Origin of the sequence: Clostridium sp. UBA1652 (genome assembly GCF_002320975.1) — a bacterium.
GTDB classification, from domain to species: domain Bacteria; phylum Bacillota; class Clostridia; order Clostridiales; family Clostridiaceae; genus Clostridium_T; species Clostridium_T intestinale.
In genome coordinates this window covers 129,000-149,399 of sequence record NZ_DCLI01000056.1, presented here as the reverse complement: position 1 = coordinate 149,399, position 20,400 = coordinate 129,000, and the positions used below count along the sequence as shown (strand labels likewise).

General features: G+C 30.8%; 24 protein-coding genes. All 24 read right to left on the bottom strand.

Going from position 1 to position 20,400, the window contains the following annotated elements; translation table 11 throughout:
* Positions 1-19: 19 nt before the first annotated feature.
* On the bottom strand, positions 20-589 hold the full coding sequence (locus B3N22_RS11640; RefSeq protein ID WP_286907266.1) for a hypothetical protein: 570 nt from the start codon (positions 587-589) through the stop codon (positions 20-22).
* Between the two features lie 161 nt (positions 590-750).
* Positions 751-1,551 carry an HAD family hydrolase gene (locus tag B3N22_RS11635; RefSeq protein WP_286907265.1) on the bottom strand — a complete coding sequence of 267 codons (801 nt, stop codon included), beginning with the start codon at positions 1,549-1,551 and terminating at the stop codon, positions 751-753.
* 105 nt (positions 1,552-1,656) lie between these two features.
* Positions 1,657-1,836: a hypothetical protein gene (locus B3N22_RS11630; RefSeq protein ID WP_021801853.1), complete on the bottom strand. Its 180-nt coding sequence runs from the start codon at positions 1,834-1,836 to the stop codon at positions 1,657-1,659.
* 346 nt (positions 1,837-2,182) lie between these two features.
* Positions 2,183-2,524 carry a hydrogenase maturation nickel metallochaperone HypA gene (gene hypA / locus B3N22_RS11625; RefSeq protein WP_286907261.1) on the bottom strand — a complete coding sequence of 114 codons (342 nt, stop codon included), beginning with the start codon at positions 2,522-2,524 and terminating at the stop codon, positions 2,183-2,185.
* Positions 2,525-2,540: 16 nt separating this feature from the next.
* The gene (locus B3N22_RS11620) at positions 2,541-5,222 is read right to left on the bottom strand and encodes an FAD-dependent oxidoreductase (RefSeq protein ID WP_286907258.1); all 2,682 of its coding nucleotides are present in this window, start codon (positions 5,220-5,222) and stop codon (positions 2,541-2,543) included.
* 24 nt (positions 5,223-5,246) lie between these two features.
* The gene (gene hypB / locus B3N22_RS11615; RefSeq protein WP_073016524.1) at positions 5,247-5,918 is read right to left on the bottom strand and encodes a hydrogenase nickel incorporation protein HypB; all 672 of its coding nucleotides are present in this window, start codon (positions 5,916-5,918) and stop codon (positions 5,247-5,249) included.
* A 24-nt stretch (positions 5,919-5,942) separates the two neighbouring features.
* The gene (locus tag B3N22_RS11610; RefSeq protein WP_286907253.1) at positions 5,943-6,956 is read right to left on the bottom strand and encodes a DUF5692 family protein; all 1,014 of its coding nucleotides are present in this window, start codon (positions 6,954-6,956) and stop codon (positions 5,943-5,945) included.
* 131 nt (positions 6,957-7,087) lie between these two features.
* The gene (locus B3N22_RS11605; RefSeq protein WP_286907251.1) at positions 7,088-7,660 is read right to left on the bottom strand and encodes a TetR/AcrR family transcriptional regulator; all 573 of its coding nucleotides are present in this window, start codon (positions 7,658-7,660) and stop codon (positions 7,088-7,090) included.
* Positions 7,661-7,678: 18 nt separating this feature from the next.
* Positions 7,679-8,005 (bottom strand): YhfM domain-containing protein, encoded by a 327-nt coding sequence (locus B3N22_RS11600; protein WP_286907250.1) that lies wholly within the window; start codon positions 8,003-8,005, stop codon positions 7,679-7,681.
* Between the two features lie 166 nt (positions 8,006-8,171).
* Entirely contained in the window at positions 8,172-8,612 is a 441-nt protein-coding gene (locus tag B3N22_RS11595; RefSeq protein WP_286907249.1) for a hypothetical protein, read from the bottom strand.
* A gap of 378 nt (positions 8,613-8,990) precedes the next feature.
* Positions 8,991-9,530: a GNAT family N-acetyltransferase gene (locus tag B3N22_RS11590; RefSeq protein WP_286907248.1), complete on the bottom strand. Its 540-nt coding sequence runs from the start codon at positions 9,528-9,530 to the stop codon at positions 8,991-8,993.
* Between the two features lie 247 nt (positions 9,531-9,777).
* Positions 9,778-10,260, bottom strand: a complete 483-nt coding sequence (locus B3N22_RS11585; protein WP_286907247.1) for a hypothetical protein — start codon at positions 10,258-10,260, stop codon at positions 9,778-9,780.
* Between the two features lie 30 nt (positions 10,261-10,290).
* On the bottom strand, positions 10,291-10,839 hold the full coding sequence (locus B3N22_RS11580) for a GNAT family N-acetyltransferase (protein WP_286907245.1): 549 nt from the start codon (positions 10,837-10,839) through the stop codon (positions 10,291-10,293).
* A gap of 68 nt (positions 10,840-10,907) precedes the next feature.
* On the bottom strand, positions 10,908-11,294 hold the full coding sequence (locus B3N22_RS11575) for a hypothetical protein (RefSeq protein ID WP_286907243.1): 387 nt from the start codon (positions 11,292-11,294) through the stop codon (positions 10,908-10,910).
* A 55-nt stretch (positions 11,295-11,349) separates the two neighbouring features.
* The gene (locus B3N22_RS11570; protein WP_286907241.1) at positions 11,350-11,982 is read right to left on the bottom strand and encodes a hypothetical protein; all 633 of its coding nucleotides are present in this window, start codon (positions 11,980-11,982) and stop codon (positions 11,350-11,352) included.
* A 195-nt stretch (positions 11,983-12,177) separates the two neighbouring features.
* A complete protein-coding gene (pta, locus tag B3N22_RS11565; RefSeq protein ID WP_286907239.1) occupies positions 12,178-13,185 on the bottom strand; it encodes a phosphate acetyltransferase in 1,008 nt (335 codons plus the stop codon).
* Between the two features lie 24 nt (positions 13,186-13,209).
* Positions 13,210-13,626, bottom strand: a complete 417-nt coding sequence (locus B3N22_RS11560; protein WP_286907238.1) for a MaoC family dehydratase — start codon at positions 13,624-13,626, stop codon at positions 13,210-13,212.
* 104 nt (positions 13,627-13,730) lie between these two features.
* A complete protein-coding gene (locus B3N22_RS11555; protein ID WP_286907237.1) occupies positions 13,731-14,306 on the bottom strand; it encodes a TetR/AcrR family transcriptional regulator in 576 nt (191 codons plus the stop codon).
* 64 nt (positions 14,307-14,370) lie between these two features.
* Positions 14,371-15,186 carry an alpha/beta fold hydrolase gene (locus B3N22_RS11550; protein WP_286907236.1) on the bottom strand — a complete coding sequence of 272 codons (816 nt, stop codon included), beginning with the start codon at positions 15,184-15,186 and terminating at the stop codon, positions 14,371-14,373.
* A gap of 24 nt (positions 15,187-15,210) precedes the next feature.
* Positions 15,211-16,542, bottom strand: coding sequence for an acetyl-CoA hydrolase/transferase family protein (locus tag B3N22_RS11545; RefSeq protein ID WP_286907235.1), 1,332 nt, complete (start codon positions 16,540-16,542; stop codon positions 15,211-15,213).
* 72 nt (positions 16,543-16,614) lie between these two features.
* Positions 16,615-17,829, bottom strand: a complete 1,215-nt coding sequence (locus B3N22_RS11540) for an ABC transporter substrate-binding protein (protein ID WP_286907234.1) — start codon at positions 17,827-17,829, stop codon at positions 16,615-16,617.
* Between the two features lie 64 nt (positions 17,830-17,893).
* Positions 17,894-18,613, bottom strand: a complete 720-nt coding sequence (locus B3N22_RS11535) for an ABC transporter ATP-binding protein (RefSeq protein ID WP_286907232.1) — start codon at positions 18,611-18,613, stop codon at positions 17,894-17,896.
* A gap of 1 nt (position 18,614) precedes the next feature.
* Entirely contained in the window at positions 18,615-19,403 is a 789-nt protein-coding gene (locus B3N22_RS11530) for an ABC transporter ATP-binding protein (RefSeq protein ID WP_286907230.1), read from the bottom strand.
* Entirely contained in the window at positions 19,381-20,391 is a 1,011-nt protein-coding gene (locus tag B3N22_RS11525) for a branched-chain amino acid ABC transporter permease (RefSeq protein WP_286907228.1), read from the bottom strand. Before B3N22_RS11525 ends, B3N22_RS11530 begins: the two co-directional genes overlap by 23 nt.
* Positions 20,392-20,400 lie beyond the last annotated feature (9 nt).

Below are 20,400 nucleotides of genomic sequence, written 5' to 3'. Positions count from 1 at the left end.
TTAAAAAAAGTCAATAAAATTAATTTATATTTTTCCAATTCTCATTTAGGGAGTAAATAACTTCATTAGAAGAATTATATAATTTTATATCACTCATAGAGATTTTTTCATCGTCTATTTTATTATTAGTTAAAATATAGCTTGATTTATTTTCACCACTTTCCTCTATATTAACCCCTTCTGATAATTCAACTACTGCTTTTTTAGTTTCTTTTTTTAAGTTTTCATCCATTATAATAATGATAGCATATGGATTTTTAGGTGAAATTCCAGCAACAAAAACTTTACTTTCTTTTTTAGAAACAGAACTCATAATATATCTACTTTGAACTTCTCCTTTATGATCTGAATATAAAGTATAAAATCCAACTTGATTGCCATCATAAAATGGTACGATAGTATATTCATTGTGTATAGCTTTTTTATCCAAAAAGCTTACATTATTAGTTTCTATAAATTCCTGAACTTGTGAATCAGTCGGTGCTTTATATGTGTTTGAATCAACCTTAGTTTTATAGTTATAATAAAGTAATAATATCAAAATAGCAGTTCCTATTATTATAAACCACTTATTTACTGCTTGCTTCATCCATACCCCCTATTAATTAAAATATCTCTTAAATATTTATTTAATGATAATACATTAAGCCCCCACTGAATCAAAATGTGATTCTTGTCCATTTTTAAATACTTTAATATATTCATATTTTTTATCAGGGGTGATCTTAAATATCAACTTATTAAAAACTATTAAATTGCTTTAAATTTCTTTAAGGCTTTAGCTATTCCATCATTATTTACTGCATCAGTAACATAATAAGCTATTGACTTTATCTCATCTGTCCCATTTCCCATTGCTATTCCATGTTTTACAAGCTTAATCATTTCAATATCGTTTTGAGCATCTCCAAAGGCAAATGTATCTTCTTTTGAAATTCCTAATTTGTTAAATAAGAATTCCACTGCTGTACCTTTTGATAATCCAGGAAGATGGATATCCATTCTAATATTGGCTTCAACATAAGGGTGTACACTCCAGTTTTTTGGTAGTTCTTCTTTAAAAGAAAGCATGTCCTTCTCTGTTTCAAATAGTACTGTAGACATGTTAGCATGTACATCTTCAATCTCCCATGATAAAAATGCATCTTTAGGTTTATCTTTTGTACCTAAAAATAATTCTCTATGTTTTATATTCAAAGGATTATCTAAATCATTACTCCATGTACCATCAATTCCACTAAATATATATTCAGCATTATATTTTTTAGACAGGTTTATAATGTATTTTATATCTTCTACAGAAAGACAGTTATCATACAATACCTCATCTTTAAAGACTATATAATTTCCATTACAAAATATATACCCATCAAAATCTAAATTAGAGATACTTGTAGGTGCTTTTGATCTTGCAGTTGCAACAACAGTATAATTTCCTTTAGATCTAAACTCATTTAATGCTTTAACAGTACTTTCAGCAGGTTCCACCATTCCAGAAGGCACATCCACCATAGTTCCATCAATATCTAAAAATGTTATCTTATTTGCCATTTCGCCACTCCCCTACATTATTAATATATATTAATTCTACCATAAGAAAGTGAATATTTAGTTTCTTTATTTGAAACAAGTACCTTCTATTCAACTAATAGTTAACTATACTATTTCTCTTTTAAAATAAAACCATTTGCCATCTACACCTGATAATTCCCAACCTTCTTTACCAAGAACATTTAGCTTTTCACTAATTTCCTTATTATATTTTTTCTTATCTGTTTTAAGTATACTACTTAACTCAATCTGAATTTGTTCAACTCTGTACTCATATTGTTTCATATAATCCCCTCCAAAATATGGTTTAATTCTCAATAATTTAATTTTACAGCTAAGCTTCGTTGAAATGCAAGTATCTATAAAAAAGTCGCCAAGGCGATTATGAGCCGTCGACTTTTTTTTGCGCATCTGCCTTTCCAAACGCATGTGAGGAAAAACTGGCAGGCGCTCAATTTTCTTGTTTTTTTATTCTTTAGTAGCTTCATGTAGCCTTCTTATATTCATATCTAATTTAAGTTATCCACAACTTTGAAATAATATAATTTCCTAAAGAATAAAATAAGCAGCCAATAACTTTTTATATGATTAGTTATTGACTGCTTAAAACTCTAGATAATTTTTTCTTTTCTTAACAAGCAACTATCTCTTTAATATTAAATTCCCTTCCGCTCAATATATCAAAATCATCATTTCCACACTTCGGGCATTTATGGTTGCTCTCTAATAGATTAAAAACCTTGTTGCACTCTTTGCAGATAGCATTACAGGGTAATACCTCTATTTCAAGTTTTGCATTTTCTAATATTGTCCCTTCAGATGCCATGGGATAACAGGCTTTAATATACCTTGGAACCATAGATGAAATTTCACCTATCTGAAGTACTAGGGTTTCTATTTTTGTTATTGAATTTTGTTTTGCAAACTTTTCTACAGTTTTAACTACTTCAATCATAACTCCAACTTCATGCAATTAAACTCACCTCGTTCTACTTTGAGAAAACTGAACCTATAGATTTTTTAACTTTTTTTACTGCTATTCTTCCTTGACGTTTAATAACATGTTTAATTACAGTAGATTTCATATCCTTAAACTCAACTCCTGCACTATCATATTTTCTAACAAGGCTAATTGCGTCAAACTTACATTTAGTTGTGCATATTCCACAGCCAACACATTGATATTGATCAACTACAGTTGCACCACAGCCTAAACAACGTTCAGTTTCTTTTTTTACCTGATCTTCTGTAAATGTAACACGTAAATCTTTAAAGGTTTCTTTTGATTTGCTGCCCTCTACATGAAGAGTTCTTTGTCTTGGTAGACTATCATATCCATCTTTATCTAGGTTTTCTTTATCAAAAGCATGATATTCTCTTTCTCTACCTATAATTAAATTATCTCCGTGAAGATAACGATGTATGGAGGTTGCTCCTTGCTTGCCTAATGCTATAGCATCAATTGCAAATTTAGGTCCCGTTACAGCATCTCCTCCTCCAAAAACATCTTCTTCTCCTGTTTGATAACTTAGTGACTGAACTTTTAGAGTTTTATTAGGATTTAACTCAAGTTTTGAATCCTTTAATAAATCTCCCCATTCTATACCTTGTCCAACAGAAATTAGAACATTATTTGTTCTAACTAACGTAGTCTGATTTTCATCAAATTTAGGGTTAAACCTATTATTTTCATCAAATACAGAAATACATTTTTTAAATTCAACTCCAACTACTTGACCATTTTCTTGAATAATTGCTTTAGGACCCCATGAATTATTTATTGAAATGTCTTCTGATAAAGCTTCTTCTATTTCTTCCTCAAGTGCTGGCATCTCTTCTCTACTTTCTAAACAATACATACTTATATTAGAAGCTCCCATTCTTTCAGCTGTTCTAGCAACATCTATAGCAACATTTCCGCCACCAATTACAACTGCATCACCTTCTAATTTAACTTCTTCACCTAGATTTACTTTTCTTAAAAATTCTACGCCTGTTATTACTCCTTCAGCATCTTCACCTTCAAGACCTAATTTCCTTCCACCTTGAGCACCAATAGCTAAATAAAAAGCCTTATAACCAAGATTTCTTAGTTCATTAAGAGTAATATTCTTACCTACTTCTACTCCAGTTTTAAATTCTACTCCTAACTCCTTTAAAACTTCTATTTCAGAATTAACTATTTCCTTACCTAATCTAAATGATGGAATTCCAAGAGTAAGCATTCCTCCAAGTTTATTTTGCTTCTCAAATACTGTTACCTTATAACCTTCAGCACCTAAGAAGTAAGCACAAGATAGTCCAGCTGGACCACCACCTATAATAGCTATCTTTTCTTCTCTTTTTGCTTTTTTATCTGGTACAAAACGATGTTCTGCTTTTAAGTCTTGATCAGCTATGAATTTTTTAATTTCATCAATTGCAAGTGGTTCATCTACACCTGATCTAGTACAAGCACTTTCACATTTTCTTGGACAAATACGTCCACAAACTGCTGGAAATGGATTTTCCTTTTTTATAAGTTCTAAAGCTTCTTTATATTTTCCGTAAGATGCCATCTTAACATACCCTTGAACTGCTATGTGGGCTGGACATTCTGATTTACATGGGCTTGTTCCACTTTCTTCAACTACTTTTCTAGTTCTATAATTAAAATCCCATCTATCCTTTCCCCACTGGGTATCATAAGGGGTTTCTTTTTCAACTGGAGCTTTAATAGGTTCCTTAGTGCAAAGACTTAATCCTAAAGTTAATGCATTTGATGGACAATTCTCTACACATTCACCACAAGCAACACATTTATCTATATCTACCTGCGAAACGTAATTAGAACGAGACCAATCAGGGTTTCTATAAAGGTTTGCATTTCTTAAACCAAAACATGAACAGCCGCAACAATTGCAAATAGCTAAAGCATTTCCAGGACCTGATAGATTAGGAATCTGATGCATCAAGCCTTCTTTTTCAGCTTTTAAACAAATCTCTCTAGCTTCTTCTTTAGTAACTTCTCTACCTTTTCCTGTACGAATATAATATTCAGCTGCTGACCCTAGACGTATGCATATGTCCTCAACAGTGTGTCCACACCCTTCGCCAATAACCCTCATAGAAGCACGACAAGCACAATCAGTAACTGCAAAGACATCATGTTTTTCTATAAGTGTTTCTATTTCTTCATAGGAAGCCTTTCTTGTATCTCCATCTATAGCACTTTGGATAGGTATAACTCTCATTACACCTAAGCCTACTGGGATATTTCCTGCCATTAATGCCCCAAGTTTTCTTGTATATTCTTCAAAACATTCCGCTATTACTGGATACTTTTCTACGTTTTCCTTATTGTCAACCATATACTCCATAACACCTGGAACAAAAAGTTCAAGACAGTACACGTCTACACCATCTTCTTTTTCAACCTTAATAGATCCATCTACAGCCATCTTGTATAAAATCTTCTCAACTTCATCCTCTGGTCTACCACAAAGCTTAGATACTTCCTTGACTGTTTTAGGCTTACGAATTTCTAAATAAAGTGCTATTTCAGCTTCCTCATCTGAAGTTACAGGTTCCAAAATTCTATATTCAGGATCTGTTGGTTTTACTTTTACTAACCCACCAGTAATACCAGCAGCAATTTTATTAGATAATTCAAGTACTTTTTTCTTTACCATATTAATACCCTCCCAAAATAACTGCTAATTCTCATTCCACATTTTCACTTCATTACGTATCCACTCTATCCACTCATCCATTCCTTCACCTTTTTTAGCTGAGATTGGAATAACCTTAATATTAGGATTTAATTTTTTCACACGTTCTTTTACAGCTTCTAAATCAAAATCGAAATAGTCTAAAGCATCAATCTTATTTACTAAAACAACATCAACAATAGAAAACATTAAAGGATATTTTAGAGGCTTGTCATCTCCTTCTGGTACACTTAAAATCATTGCATTTTTAGAGGCTCCTGTATCAAATTCTGCTGGACACACTAGATTTCCTACATTCTCTAAAATTGCAAAATCAATTCCTTCTGTTCCAAGACCTAATAAACCTTGTTTTGTCATATCAGCATCAAGATGGCACATTCCTCCTGTGTGTAATTGTATTACCTTAACCCCAGTTTTTGAAACTGTGTTAGCATCAACATCTGAATCAATGTCTGCTTCTAAAACTCCTATGCTCATTTCATTCTTTAGGGCTTCAATGGTTCTTAAAACTGTAGTTGTTTTACCTGAACCTGGTGAGGACATAAGATTTAATAAAAAGGTTTTATCTTTCTTTAAATCTTCTCTAAGTAAATCAGCTTGTCTATCATTATCTTCAAAAACACTTTGTTTAATCTCAAGAATTTTATATTCGTCCATAAAAATTTACTCCTCCATCAATTATTAAATTCTCATATTATTTAGTTTATTAACCACAACTTTATACTCACCAAGTTGCTTAATTTCTTTGTATTCACTAAGGTCTGTATATAACTCTCCAAGATAAGGATTTCTTTTTGTTCTAACAACCTTATAAATCATATAAATAAATACCAATACATTTGCAGCTAAGGATGCTAAACTAAATGCGATTAGTGGTAATTGATTATAAGATGAAGCAACTGCAAAGGCTCCCTTATCTATAAAAGCTGGGAAGGTTTGGGCAAACATACACCATATTGCTAATGTTTGGGCACGATGTTGAAGCCATGCACCTTTTCCTGATGTAAAAGCACAAAGAGTTGGGGCTAAAAGTAAAGCAAACCCACAATACCATGAATGTCCTGGAAGACAGTTATAGGTATATGCAAAATTCCATAAATCATAGGCAACTATCCAAAACCAAAGCATATCTGGCCAAAGCATGTCTCTACTATTGTCATTTTTAGTTTTCTTTCTTATGGTAATTCCAATCCAACCAGTTATGGTTATAATATTCAAAATACCAGCTATAGCATTCATAAAATTCCATGGTCCACCAAGTACATACATGCCATCTGCTATACCGCCACCAGCATATTGAAAACCTACTTGAAAATCACGTGCAACAGCTTCCATTATGTTTATAGCAAGAATAAGTGGTGGGAAACATAAAGCCCATTTTTTATCTGCAAGCCTCCACTCCTTACCTGTAAACCTATTTTTAAACTTAAGATGTCTTATACACCAAAAACCAATACATCCAGCTGTAGCAGAATAAACTTTTGCAAGATGAAACCAGTCAGTATATGTAGTATCACTTAATACTGTAAACCATAAAACTGAAAGAATTACTGGTAGTGCAACAAAACAAAATAATCCCACGTACTTATTTTTTCTAGCAACTTCGTTAAATACAAAAAGGGCTATAAATATTAATATCCATATTCCCCATACACTTAAAAAAGTAGCTCCTTCAGAGTAATTAAAAACAAACATAATCTCTCCCCCTAATAATTTGTAAAATCATTCCTTAGTATTAATTTTACATTTATAGCAATTAGTTTTTCAATAGACAAAAAAAAGAAAGTGTCTACTTTGAACACTTTCCTAATATATGAAACTATTAATTATTTTAATCCTTCTTTTATAAAGATATCTATAGAGCGAGGAATACTTCCTGTTATCATTATAAGAAGTTTTTTAAGAATAACCTCTGGTTCTTCCACCATGCCTTCACTAACCCAATCGCCTATAATCCCATTAAACACATGTCTATAAAAATTAACTATAAAATTTTGATCATTTTCATTTAATATTACGCCCATCTCAATTGAACATTCGTTAACAACACTACTAAGTAAATTTCTAGAAAGCTCAGATATATAAATATTAGCCTCTGACCAATAGGAAGAATTATAAACATGCAAAATCATTTTAGAATTTTTCTTAAAATAATGCATGGTAGCTAAAAAACCTCCACCCCATGTTTCAAAGGTCCTATTTTGGGCAATTTCTTGTGATAATTCATCATAAAATATACATTTAAAAATATCCATGATATCACTAAAATAATTATAAAAGCTCTGCCTATTAACATCACAATGCTCACAGATTCCTGTAACCGTGATTTTATCTAATGATTTTTTATTCAATAATTCTTTAAAAGAGTTAATTATAGCTGTTTTGGCATTTTGTTTCATAATCTTCTCCATAAAAATCTATTCTAGTTTCTTCCCTGTGAGTATTTCAAACAGTTTATTAGAATTTTCTTCATTTAACTGAATATATTTACCATCAAATATAAGTGCAACTTTATTTCTATCTGGACTTATCCATAAAGAAACATTTTTGCGGTTAGATTTATCTTCATCATTGTTCATAAAATAAAATTGATAATCAGGCGGATAGGGCATATCAACCTTAGCGCTTGACCAATGACTTTTATTAAGAATATTTTTTACTGATTTTACGCTGTCAGGATCATTGATTTTACTGTAATATTCATATGTGCCAACTTTATCAGTTTGTTTTTCGACAATAATCAAATTACCTTCAAACTTTCTGCTAAAGAAATAAATTAGAACAATAACTAAAAATATTGTCAGTAAAAATATATAAATAACTTTCTTTCTCAAATCTATTCCCTTTCACAAGTAAAAATAATCTATTTGCATGTAATTATACCATATTTTTCATAATAAATGTATTCAATTATAACGCCCTAAATTCTCCGCCTTCTTTTATATAGTAATAGTAATGATTTAGAGCCATATCTATTATTTTATTTAATGGGATATTAATATCTGGATGTAGTAGTTTTAATTCTCCCATTCTTCTAATTGTTATATTTCTTAGTAAATAACTTCTTTTACTTTGTCCTTCTTCTTCACTCATAACTCTCGTCAATCTATCAATATTGTTTGATGAACTCTTGGCTTTATTTTCATCATTAATTTTTATTTTCTCAACATTTTCTTCTTCACTCTGTAGCTCCCCATTATCTATTATTACTTTAGTATTTTTATTAATGGTACTATGAAAAATTTCTCTTTCCACATAATCATATGGTTGCATTATAGCCCAATCTTCTATTATGTCCTCTTCGGAAGAATCCTCATCTGTGAACTCTGGATTTTCTCTTTTATCTGTCATATTAATAACCTCGCTATTTATTATCTTTACTACAATTATATTCTTAAGGAGGAACTTTGGTTCTAAAGTTCTTATATTCTTTTATTCTAAAGTTACTATCATCTTTGGTTCTAAAATTCTTATATTCTTAGCTTCCAAAGTTCCTTTATTCTTCTCGTCTAAACTTCTTTTATTCTTTTACAGAAAAGTTCCATATAGAAAAAGAAGCGTCTCTGAATTAAATCCTAATGCACCACCAGCTTATCTTCTTGTTTTAGCAAAAAAACATTAAAGAAAGGGACTGACCCATTAGTAGTGCGGCAGCCCCTTGTAATATTTTATTGTTAAACTAATCCTCTTATCCAATTCTTCATTTCCTCTGGTGTATTGAAATTATTTTTAACTTCGTATATTTTCCCACTCTGATTTCAGTATTGCATATTCATAGGTATCCATCCATAATGGCTCTCCATTATTATCTGTTTTAAAATAAACATTTTGTAATAGCAAACCTTCTCTTCTCATACCTAAACGTTCAAGTAGCTTCCAGGAATTATTATTTTTAGGACTACACATTGCAATAACACGTCTAACATTTAGATTTGTAAATGCATAATTAATTAATGCTCTAGCGCTTTCTGTAGCATAACCCTGCCCTTGATATTTTCTATTAAATACGTAGCCAAGCTCCCAGGTATCAAAGTCTCCTTTAGAGAAGTACAAGTTTCCTATTAATTTTTTATTTTCTCTTAAACAAACTCCATAAAAATTATTATCACCGGATCTTCGTACAGCCTCTTCCTTAGCCTTTTTTTCATTAAATACGTGGTATGGTTCAAACTTAACCACCTCTTCATCTGATAGGTATTCATAAAGGTCTTGCCAATCATCTTTTTCAAATCTTCTTATAACTAGTCTTTCTGTAATTATATTTTCCATCTCAATCTCCTTAATTTTATTATAGGAGAAAATCCTCCCTGTATTCTGTGATTTTAAATTTCTAGGAATATATATTGATATATATTTTTCTATATAGCTATATAACTATATATAGTATTTATGCGGCCTCAGGGGATTTTCAATTAAAAATAGGTAACTTAACGCTCAATAAATAATTAAAGATTCTTAAAAGAGTCTGTAACAAAACAATTATCATAATTTTGCTACAAACTCTTAATTAAAAATATTAAGATAACCAAACCTCTCTAGTAGAATTTTCTTTCCAAGTTCCAAAGCTTTTATAAAATTTTACTTTAATTCCACCGCCACTTAAATAAGTTTCTTTACTACTATCTGATATTGCCCAAGTGTTCTCTATTTCTATTGAAGCGTTTTGATTATCTATGCTAATGTCCTTAAAAGTTAAATAAAGAAAATCTCCCTCTTTATTAGCTTTCTCTTTTATTTCATAAGGTGTCATAACTATTAATTTTTGCTTTAAAACTTCAGTCAGGATTTCATTATCTAAATTCTCTGAGGATACAACGATATTCTCATAATCTTTTACAATATTATAATCTGGAAGCTCACCATTTTCTAAAGCTATTTTAATGGTCTTACCTATTAATTCCTCTTTTGAATTAGAATCCCTTTTGTAAAAAAAGATAAATGTAAGGGTCACCAGTATAATAACTATAGTTATTAATAGGCCCCTTTTTCTATTACCCAAAATAAATACCCCCTATATACTTAAGTTAAGTTATAAAATGTATTCAAGTTGACAATCACAAGGCTCTTTCTCAACATGCTTTTTATCATACTCTACTGCTTCAACACATCCTAAGGATTTATAAAAAGCTTGAGATTCAACTGATGAGTGGGCAGAAATATATAGCTTTTTGGCACCACGAGCTTTTGCCCATTTAGACGCAAGTTTAAAAAGTTCTCTTCCTATTCCATAACCCCTCATGTCTTCAGAAACATGGATACTTGAAAGATTTATATAATCTCTATTTTTACCTAAAAAATCACCATCAACTGATGTAAATCCTTTTAAGATCCCATCTGAAAAGGCACCATATACTATCCCATCTGTATTTATAACCCCTTTAAGACATTCCGAAAGGAAAGCATATTCTTCTTTTCCCCATTCCTCAACAAAACGAACTTCCTTAATAAGCCATTCTCCATCTATTTTTCTCCAACAATGAGTAACATTTTGATGACGCTTAAAATTATCAAAAAGCTCTATATTAAGTTCTTCTATTTGTATCTCTCTATAATTTATCTTATTTTTTAAATTTTCCATATCCTTTACCTCTCTAAAAAACATTATTTTATTGTCTTTCGCATCCCTTTGTAATTAACATATCTAGGTTAATCTTTAAAATATTTAGTAGTTTTTTCACTATTAAAATATTCTATGGGTACCTCAACAAATGCAACCAGTTTTTTTGATTTAACAAATGCGATCATATTTATTGAATCAAGATTTTCGATATTAAACATTGAGTTATAACTCTTTACTCCATCATCCTTAAATATATTATTTGGATTTGAATAAGGAATAAATATATACATTGTGTCCCACTCAAAATCAGTAACTTCTGAAAAATCTACATGTCCTGATTGTTTTAAGGTGTCTACTATTTTATGTCTTAGGGCTGTATCTTCACTTATTTTCCTAGACTTTCTAAAATTAATAAACATAGACAGTAGTATAATTATAAAAATTAAACCCACAATAAGATATTTTTTCTTCATAAGTCCTCCTGTATCTTTATTATGGTAATAATATCACATAATCACAATTAGTTTATTACTCTTTTATTACATTTAATTCACTTACTTGTTTCTCACTAAAAAGCACAGTAACAGCATAAACACGATCATATCCAAGCTCTTTATATTTTTCTGGTGTATAAAAATAGTCCACTGTATGCGCAGTCATGGTATTACCAGAAGTTACCCCTTGAACAACTAAAGGAATTTCTTTATCGTAGGTAATCTCGGCTTTATTATCTAGAAATGAGCTGAGTTGTCCCATAGTTGAAGGCTCTTGTGGTTTCTCAGTTGAAAATTTAGTTGAAGCACTTGAATTTTCACTTAAAAAAGCAATTCTATATCCGTAAAAATAATTATTAAAGTTGAGACTTAATCTTCCCTTAATATCTTTAAATTCCTGACTTGTTCTCCCAATGTTAGAATCCCATTTGTTGTCTTTTAATTCATATATGCTTATCTGAATAGATTGTACTTTATCATCTAAATTAAAATCATATATAACTTGATTTTCATAATCTCCAACCAATTTAACAATATCATCTTCTGATTTTGTTAATTCTGCTTTTTGTATATATTTTTCTTTAACTTCAATTGGATTTTTAGCTTTACACGAAGTAAATATAAGCAAAGAAACAGCAAGCATAAAAACAGATAAAACCCTTTTCACAAAATTCCCCCTTTTACAGTTATACCAATCTATCCCATATACTAACCATTATACATAAACCCAAAGTGATAATAAACCTTTATATACAATAAAGGATGTAGTTAATTTGCTTTGAAACAAATATTACTACATCCTTAAAAATATTTAAAAAGGGGTTTGATAAAAAGCTAATTAATTTAAAGTCTCTAATCTTTTTTAATGGTAAGAGTTTAACTGAGATTGTACCGAAGTTAAAACCACAACATTTACTATATCTTCTACTGAACAACCTCTTGATAAGTCATTTATAGGTTTATCAAAACCTTGACATATGGGCCCTATAGCTTCTGCATTTGCGAATCTTTGTACAAGTTTATATCCAATATTACCAGACTGCAGATCAGGAAACACCAATACATTGGCTCTACCAGCTACTCTACTGTTTGGTGCTTTTTGTTTTGCCACTTTCTCTACTATTGCAGCATCTAATTGTAGTTCTCCATCTATTAATAAATCTGGTCTTAAGGTTTTTGCAAGTTCTGTAGCCATTCTAACCTTTTCAACACTTTCATGGTCAGCTGACCCCATAGATGAAAAACTTAACATTGCTACTCTAGGTTCAATTTTGCAGACATTTTTTGCTGTATCTGCTGTTGCTATAGCTATTGCTGCAAGCTCCCTATAATCCGGATTAGGATTTACTGCACAGTCAGCAAACAATAACATTCCTTCTTCACCATATATTGAATTAGGTGTCATCATTATAAAAAAGCTAGATACTACAGATACACCTTTTGAAGTTTTAATTATTTGAAGACCTGGCCTTAATAAATCTCCTGTTGTATGAATCGCTCCTGAAACCATTCCATCTGCATCACAGCATTTTACCATCATAGTTCCAAAATATAAAGCATCGTTTACTATGACTTTGGCTTTTTCTATGGTTACTCCTTTATTTTTTCTTAGCTCATAAAATCTATCAATGTAATAATTAAGCTTATCTGATTTTTTAGGATCTACTATTAATATTTCATCTATATTGGCACCCAAATATTCAGCTTTTTTTGATATATTTTCATAATTTCCAATAAGAATAGGCTCAGCAACTTTTAACTCCTTTGTTTTGCTTGCTGCAAGTATAGTTCTTTCCTCTTCTCCTTCTGGCAAAACAATTCTTTTAACATTGGCTTTTGCTAGATCATATAGCTTATTTAAAAGCTCCATTTCTTTCCTCCTAATCCTTGAGTATTATTTGGGTGGCATAACTATCGCTTTTCCCTTAACAACAATATCTCCTTTTTGATTTGTACAAATAGTTTCTAAAATTAATCTATTTTTTTCTTCTAATTTTTCTATAACTTCCACTGTTGCGGTTATTGTATCACCAAATTTAACTGGTGATGTAAATTTCAATTCTTGCGATAGATATATTGTGCCTGGTCCTGGAAGATGCATTCCTAAAACAGTAGATATATATCCTGCTGACAACATACCATGAGCTATTCTTCCTTTAAACATAGTGTTTTTTGAATATTCTTCATTAAAATGTGCAGGATTTAAATCTCCACTCACGCCTCCAAATAAGACTACATCAGCTTCACATACTGTTCTACTATAACTAGACTTGTCCCCTATACTTATCTCATTAATAGTTCTACCTTTCATATCCATCCTCCTACAATCTCATTTTATGAATGTAAGTTATTACTTGCATATTCCTTAAAAAAATTAATCCTTCCTACTGGAATAAGATTAATTATTTTTATTTGTTAAATTTTATATAATGAAATGAATTGTCTTGAATGTTCTTTAACTAACTCTTGCCATGTAATTTTTGTCATTGTGTTATCGCTTAAAAGTTCAACTGTAAATGCCCCTAAAAGGCTATTAATTAAGGTTAAAGCCATTATTTCAGGCTCTCCTTTTATACGTTTTTCTTCTTTTAGTTTACTAAAATATTCTTCAAGAACACTTACTAATTTTCTTGAAAGCTTAAGTTTAATAAAATCTTTTTCATTGTCTGCAAGTTTCATTTGAACCTTATAAAGCTTGGTATTTTGAATAAATAAGTTATAGATTCTCTCAGTTATTAACATCATGCTATCTTCAAAACTTAATTCTTCTGTGTCATTTAATATATAGTCAACATGAGAATCTATTACATAATGTTCAGTTGTTACTTGAAACAAGTTACTCTTAGACCCAAAATGTCTAAAAATAGTTAATTCATTAACCCCAGCTTCCTCTGCTATCTGTTTAGTTGTTGTTGGATAATATCCCTGCTCAGAAAATAGTTTTAATGCCTCATGCATTATTTTTTTACTCGTATCGTTATTGTATTTCATTTTTTCTCCCTTTCAGCAGTTATAATTATATAGTAAGTATTCCCTTACATGCTTATTATTAATATTATACTATTTTTATTTCTTTCTTAACAGACAAATATCCTTTTAATATTCCAATAAATTCATTAGGTTTTTCATACATAGATGCGTGACCACATTCTCTTATTAATATATATTTTGAATTAGTAATATTTTTATAAAGGTATTCTTGTTCTATTACTGGTGTTATAAAATCATGTTCACTACTTACAATCAAAGTATCCGTATTAATTTCATTTAATCTATCTCTTATATCATATCCTTCAGCGCTTTGTATAAGTCTTATCATTGCCATAAGAAACTCTTTTTGAAAGACTTTATATAATATTTCTTTTCTTCTATTCATCCATTCAATGTTTTTATTGTAGAAACTTGGAGAATATATTACAGGTATTGTAACATTATAAAAGGTTTCTGGATCTACTGTTTCAGCTGCATTTATCCATCCTCTTCCAATGTCCTGAAGCCATGCATTTGTACAACTTGTGGTATTAAATAGTATAAGCTTATTTAAAAAATCTTTATATTTTAATGCAAACTGTAATGCAACTTCTCCACCATAGGATATTCCGAATAAATTAATCTTATCTAATTTTAATTTATCTATCACAGTTTTAACTACTTCAACTTGTATGTCTTGCTTATATAAGCTATCCATTTTATCAGATTTTCCTTGATCTAGAAAATCAAGAAGTATGACTTTATTGTTTCTACAAAGCTCTGGAATACAGAAACTCCAACTCATATGGGACATCATTATTCCATTTAAAATTACAATTGCTTCCCCATCTCCATGTACTTCGTAATAAATATTTTTCCCCTTATATTCTACAAAAGCCACATTCCCACCTCCAACTAAACTTTTCTAAATTAACCCTAATTCCTTTGCACTTCTTAAAAGCTCCTCTTTAAACTTTGGGTGTGCTATATTTATTAATCTATGAACTCTTTCACTGATTGTAGTTCCTCTAAGTTCTGCTACTCCATATTCAGTAACAACTAAATCAACATCATTTCTTGATAAACTAACTGCTGCTCCTGGTTTTAAGAAGGGTACTATTTTTGATATCTCTTCTCTTACCCCAGTTTTTTTATTTTTTACCATAGCTGTTGAGTATAATGCTATAAAAGAACGACCATTTTTTGATCTTTGTGCTCCTATTGCAGTATCAGCTTGTCCTCCAGTTCCGCTAAATTGAGTAGATCCTATTGACTCTGATGCACATTGACCAGTTAAATCTATTTCTATTGTAGTATTAATAGAAACTTGGTTATCATTTAATCCAATTACATAAGGATCATTTGTCCAATACCCGTCCATTATCATAACTGATGGATTATCATTTATAAAATCATAAAGTTCCTTTGTTCCAAGTACAAAAGCTGCCACATGCTTTCCTTTATAACTATTTTTATTTTTTCCATTTATTACTCCTAATTTTACAAGCTTCATCATTCCTGTAGTAAACATTTCAGTGTGAATTCCTAAATCTTTTTTATCAACCAATGAAGCAGCTACGGCGTTAGGTATTCCCCCTATTCCTAGCTGAATACAATCACCATCATTTATTCTATCTGATATAAGTTTACCTATTTTTAAGTCCTTTTCATTTGGCTCTACATCAAGAAGTTCAGGAACATCGTAATGTGTTTCTATCATATAATCTACATCTTTTATGTGAACTTCAACGTCTCCTAAAGTTCTTGGAAAATTCGGATTAACCTCTAAAATTACTAAATCAGCTTTTTCTATCATTCTTTTTTCATACACATTACTTAATGAAAGTGAAACATACCCATGTTTGTCTGGTAGTGTTGCGGTTCCTATAAATATATTAGGTTTTTTATGGGCTAATCTTTTTACTGCTGCTAAATGCAGATGATTCGGGATAAATGATATGTTCCCATTTCCATGAGCTTTTCTCATTGCAGCTGTATAAAACCAACCATCCATCTTAAAAGATTTATTGTATTTAGGATTAATAAAGTATTCTGCCATTTCTATAGGTAGACAAGTAGTAACTGTTACGTCTTTCACTCTATCAGCTATCTTATGAAGGTTTTTTAGAATCTCTACAGGTTCTGCAGCTGCAAGGGCTGAAACAATAATATCCCCTGTCTTTATTTTGCCCAAGGCTTCCTCAATAGTTATATATTTTTCATTTATTACATCTTTTGATTTAATTGTTTGTAACACAATAAGACCTCCCTTAGGTTTTTATGCTATCAGCCAAAGGATTTTGACTGATAGCCAAAACATAAAGCTTATTTATTTTTTTAATATATCATTTATACTCTTAAATCCAATATGTGGAGACCATCCTGTTGGGCTCTTCAAGTCCATTTTTGCTAAAGACATCTCTTGAGTACCTAGTCTCTTTCCACCAGCAAAGTCTATACTTCCACCAAAAGGATTCTTTATTGGTTCTTTTTCCATAGCTTTTATATAGTTTTCCCAGGTTATTTCTCCATCAACTTTTTCTAAACCTTTTACAAAAAATTCAGCTGCTATCCAACCAGTCATAGCATATGCATTTGCAGTAAAGTCTTCATTGGAAGCTTGCTTAACCCATTTCTGAAATTCAGCCATAGAAGGTGATGATACATCAACCCATGCATTACCGTAAACTTCATATTTATCAGCAACATCAGCTTTTATTGCATTAACCATAGTTTTATCAACGTTTACATATGTTGTTATAGCAGGTTTTGTATTTCCTTGCTTTGCTAATTCTTTTGCTATCTGAGGAAATGTACCTTGTATTCCAGCAATTATTATTGTGTCTACATCTGAATTTTTAATCTTTGTTACAGCTGCAGAAACATCCTCAGCTCCTGGCGCAACTTGTTCACTTACAACCTCAATTCCACCAATGTTTTTAGCTTCTGTTTCAACTCCTTTAACTAAGTCTTTACCAGCATCATCATTAGTATAAATTACACCTATTTTATCTGCCTTAAATTCTCCTTTAGCCCATGCTGTCATTATACGACCTTCCATTGGATATACAGGTTGTACAGGGAATATGTTATCTCCTTCCCCTTTAGTTGCATTTTCGTTATAAAGAATTCCTGTACCTGTTGCAAAGTATACAGACGGTATTCCTATTTCTTTAAGATCATCTAATGTTGCTCCAACAACTGGAGTTCCAAAGTGACCTACTATAGCAAATACTTTTTCATCATTTACAAGTTTATCTAGTATAGCCTTTCCTTTTTCAGGGTTAAATTCATCATCTTGATGAACATACTCTATTTTTCTACCCTTAACCCCTCCACCTTCATTTACCATTTTGAAGTAAGCTTCAATACCAGCTTTAAATGGAACCCCTACTGGAGCAAATGCTCCTGATGTAGCTATGCTGTTACCTACTTTTATAGATGTTTCAGTAACTCCTTGAGCAGCTTCCTCTTTTTTACCACACCCCGCAAAAGCCATTGTTAATGTAAGTGAAGCTAAAAGTAATGAAATTTTTTTTCTCATGAAATTTCCCTCCATATATTTAATTTATTTTTGGGCTATATATTAAGGATTGCTCCCTAAAGACTTACTCTCCCCCAAGATATGCATCTAATAATCTTTTATCTTGGATTAACTCACTTGCCTTTCCTGAAATATTTATTTCTCCAACTTCTAAGACATAGGCGTAATTTGCTATTTTTAGAGTTTGAAGCGCATTTTGTTCAATTATAAGTACTGTTGTTCCTTCTTGATTTATTTCTTTTACAATTTCAAATATATTTTTTACTATAAGGGGAGCTAAGCCTAATGATGGTTCATCTAAAAGTAATACTTTAGGACTAGCCATTAAAGCTCTTGCTATTGCAAGCATTTGCTGTTCTCCACCACTTAATGTTCCTGCCACTTGTTTTCTTCTTTCCTTTAATATTGGAAAGTATCCATAAACCCTTTCAAAGTTTTTTTCTATTTCTTTCTTTTTCTTTAGAGTAAAAGCTCCTATTCTTAAGTTTTCTTCTACTGTAATATCAGCAAATATCTGCCTACCTTCAGGTGATTGAACTATCCCTAATGATGTTATTTTCTCTGGTGATAAATTAGTGATATTTTTCCCATAAAACTCTATGCTTCCACCTTCTGCGTCTACAAGTCCAGATAAAGTTTTTAAGGTAGTTGTTTTACCAGCACCATTAGCTCCAAGTAAAGCAACTATTTCCCCTTCCGTAACTTCTATATCTATTCCTTTTAAAGCTTTTATGCTTCCATATGAAACAGTAAGATTTTTTATTTTCAAAGCTAAATTATCCATCTTACTCATCCTTTCCTAAATAAGCTTCTTGAACCTCTTTATTAGTTTGAATTTCTTTAGGGGTGCCTTCTGCAAGTTTTTTCCCAAAGGATATTGCACATATTCGATCACAAATATCCATTACAAGTCTCATGTCATGTTCAACTAGTAAAATATTGCATTTATATTCATCTCTTATATTTCTAATCAATTTTGCTAACTCTAAGGTTTCAGTGTCATTAAGACCTGCAGCAGGTTCATCTAAAATTATTAATTTAGGATTACTCATAAGTGTTCTTCCAAGTTCTATCTTTTTTAATACTCCATATGGCTGACCACCTGCTAGCTCAGTTTTTTTATCTTCTAGTCCTAAAAACTTAAGAATTTTTTCTCCTTTTTCAATATTGTTTTTTTCTTCTTTTTTTGCTTTTCTAGTTCTAAATGCATTAGCAAATAAACCTGATTTATAATCAATATGAGCCCCTATAAGTAAATTTTCTAATAAACTTAAATCCTGGATAAGCTCGACATTTTGAAAAGTTCTAACAAGTCCGAGTTTAATAATATCGTGAGTATTTTTATCTACTAAATCAACATCTTGATTTTTTAAGCTTTTAAATATGACTTTTCCATGATCAGGTTTATAAAACTGTGTTATGCAATTAAATACTGTAGTTTTACCAGCACCATTTGGTCCTATAAGTCCATATATTTCACCTTCATTTATGTGAAAGCTTAAATCCTCAACAGCCTTTAAACCACCAAAAGCTATAGATAAGTTTTCAATCTTAAGCGTCTGCATTAAGCTCATTTACCTTCACCTTCTTTTTATTAATATAGTTTTTAATGTCTTTACATATATAAACCAGTCCATGTGGATAAAATAGTATTACAATTATTATTAAAACTCCGGTGAATACATAAGCAAGTCCATCTATGCTTCCTATAACAGGTAACTGCTTTAATATTAGTTCTGGAACTCCAAAAACGATTATTGAGCCTACAATTGGACCAGTAATAGTTCTTAAACCACCAATAACTATTATTGCAAGTATTTGTAGAGATAAAAGTAAATTCCATGTAGCTGGATAAGAAAATCTTATAAAATGCACATATAAAACCCCACCTAAAGATGCATATACTGTTGCAATTGCAAATGCTGTAAGCTTATATTTAAGCAAGTTTATTCCCATAGCTTGAGCTGCTGCTTCACTAACTCTCATTGTTAAAAGTGCTCTGCCTGTTGATGAATGTATAAAATTATCTGTAAGTATCATAACTAAAATCAATATAACAACAATTAATATAAAGCTTGTATCTCTATTAAAATGAAAACCAAAAATTTCTGGATAAGCTGCTTTTTTTCCTGAAAAGCCTCCTGTTATATTGTCAAATTCTATAAATATCTTTTTAAATATCTCTGATACTGCTAAGGTTGCTATTGCCAAATACATTCCTGAAATCCTTAATGATACAAGACCTATTACAAGCCCTATTATTAGAGGCACAAGTATTGATATTATAAGTGATAATAAAAAAGGTAACTTTAAATCTTGAGTCAGGTATGCAGATAAGTAAGCTCCAAGCCCCATAAATCCTGCTGTTCCTAAAGATATAAGCCCTGAATATCCTAAAAGAACATTTAATCCTATTGCTACTATTGCGTAAAACAATATTGTTCCAAAAGTAGTTATGGTAGAACTTTTAATAAGACCTATATTTTGCAAAAATGGTAATGACCCTAATACAATCCCTAGCAAAATATATTTACTATATCTATTTTCTAAAAGTTTCTTCATATTTTTGCT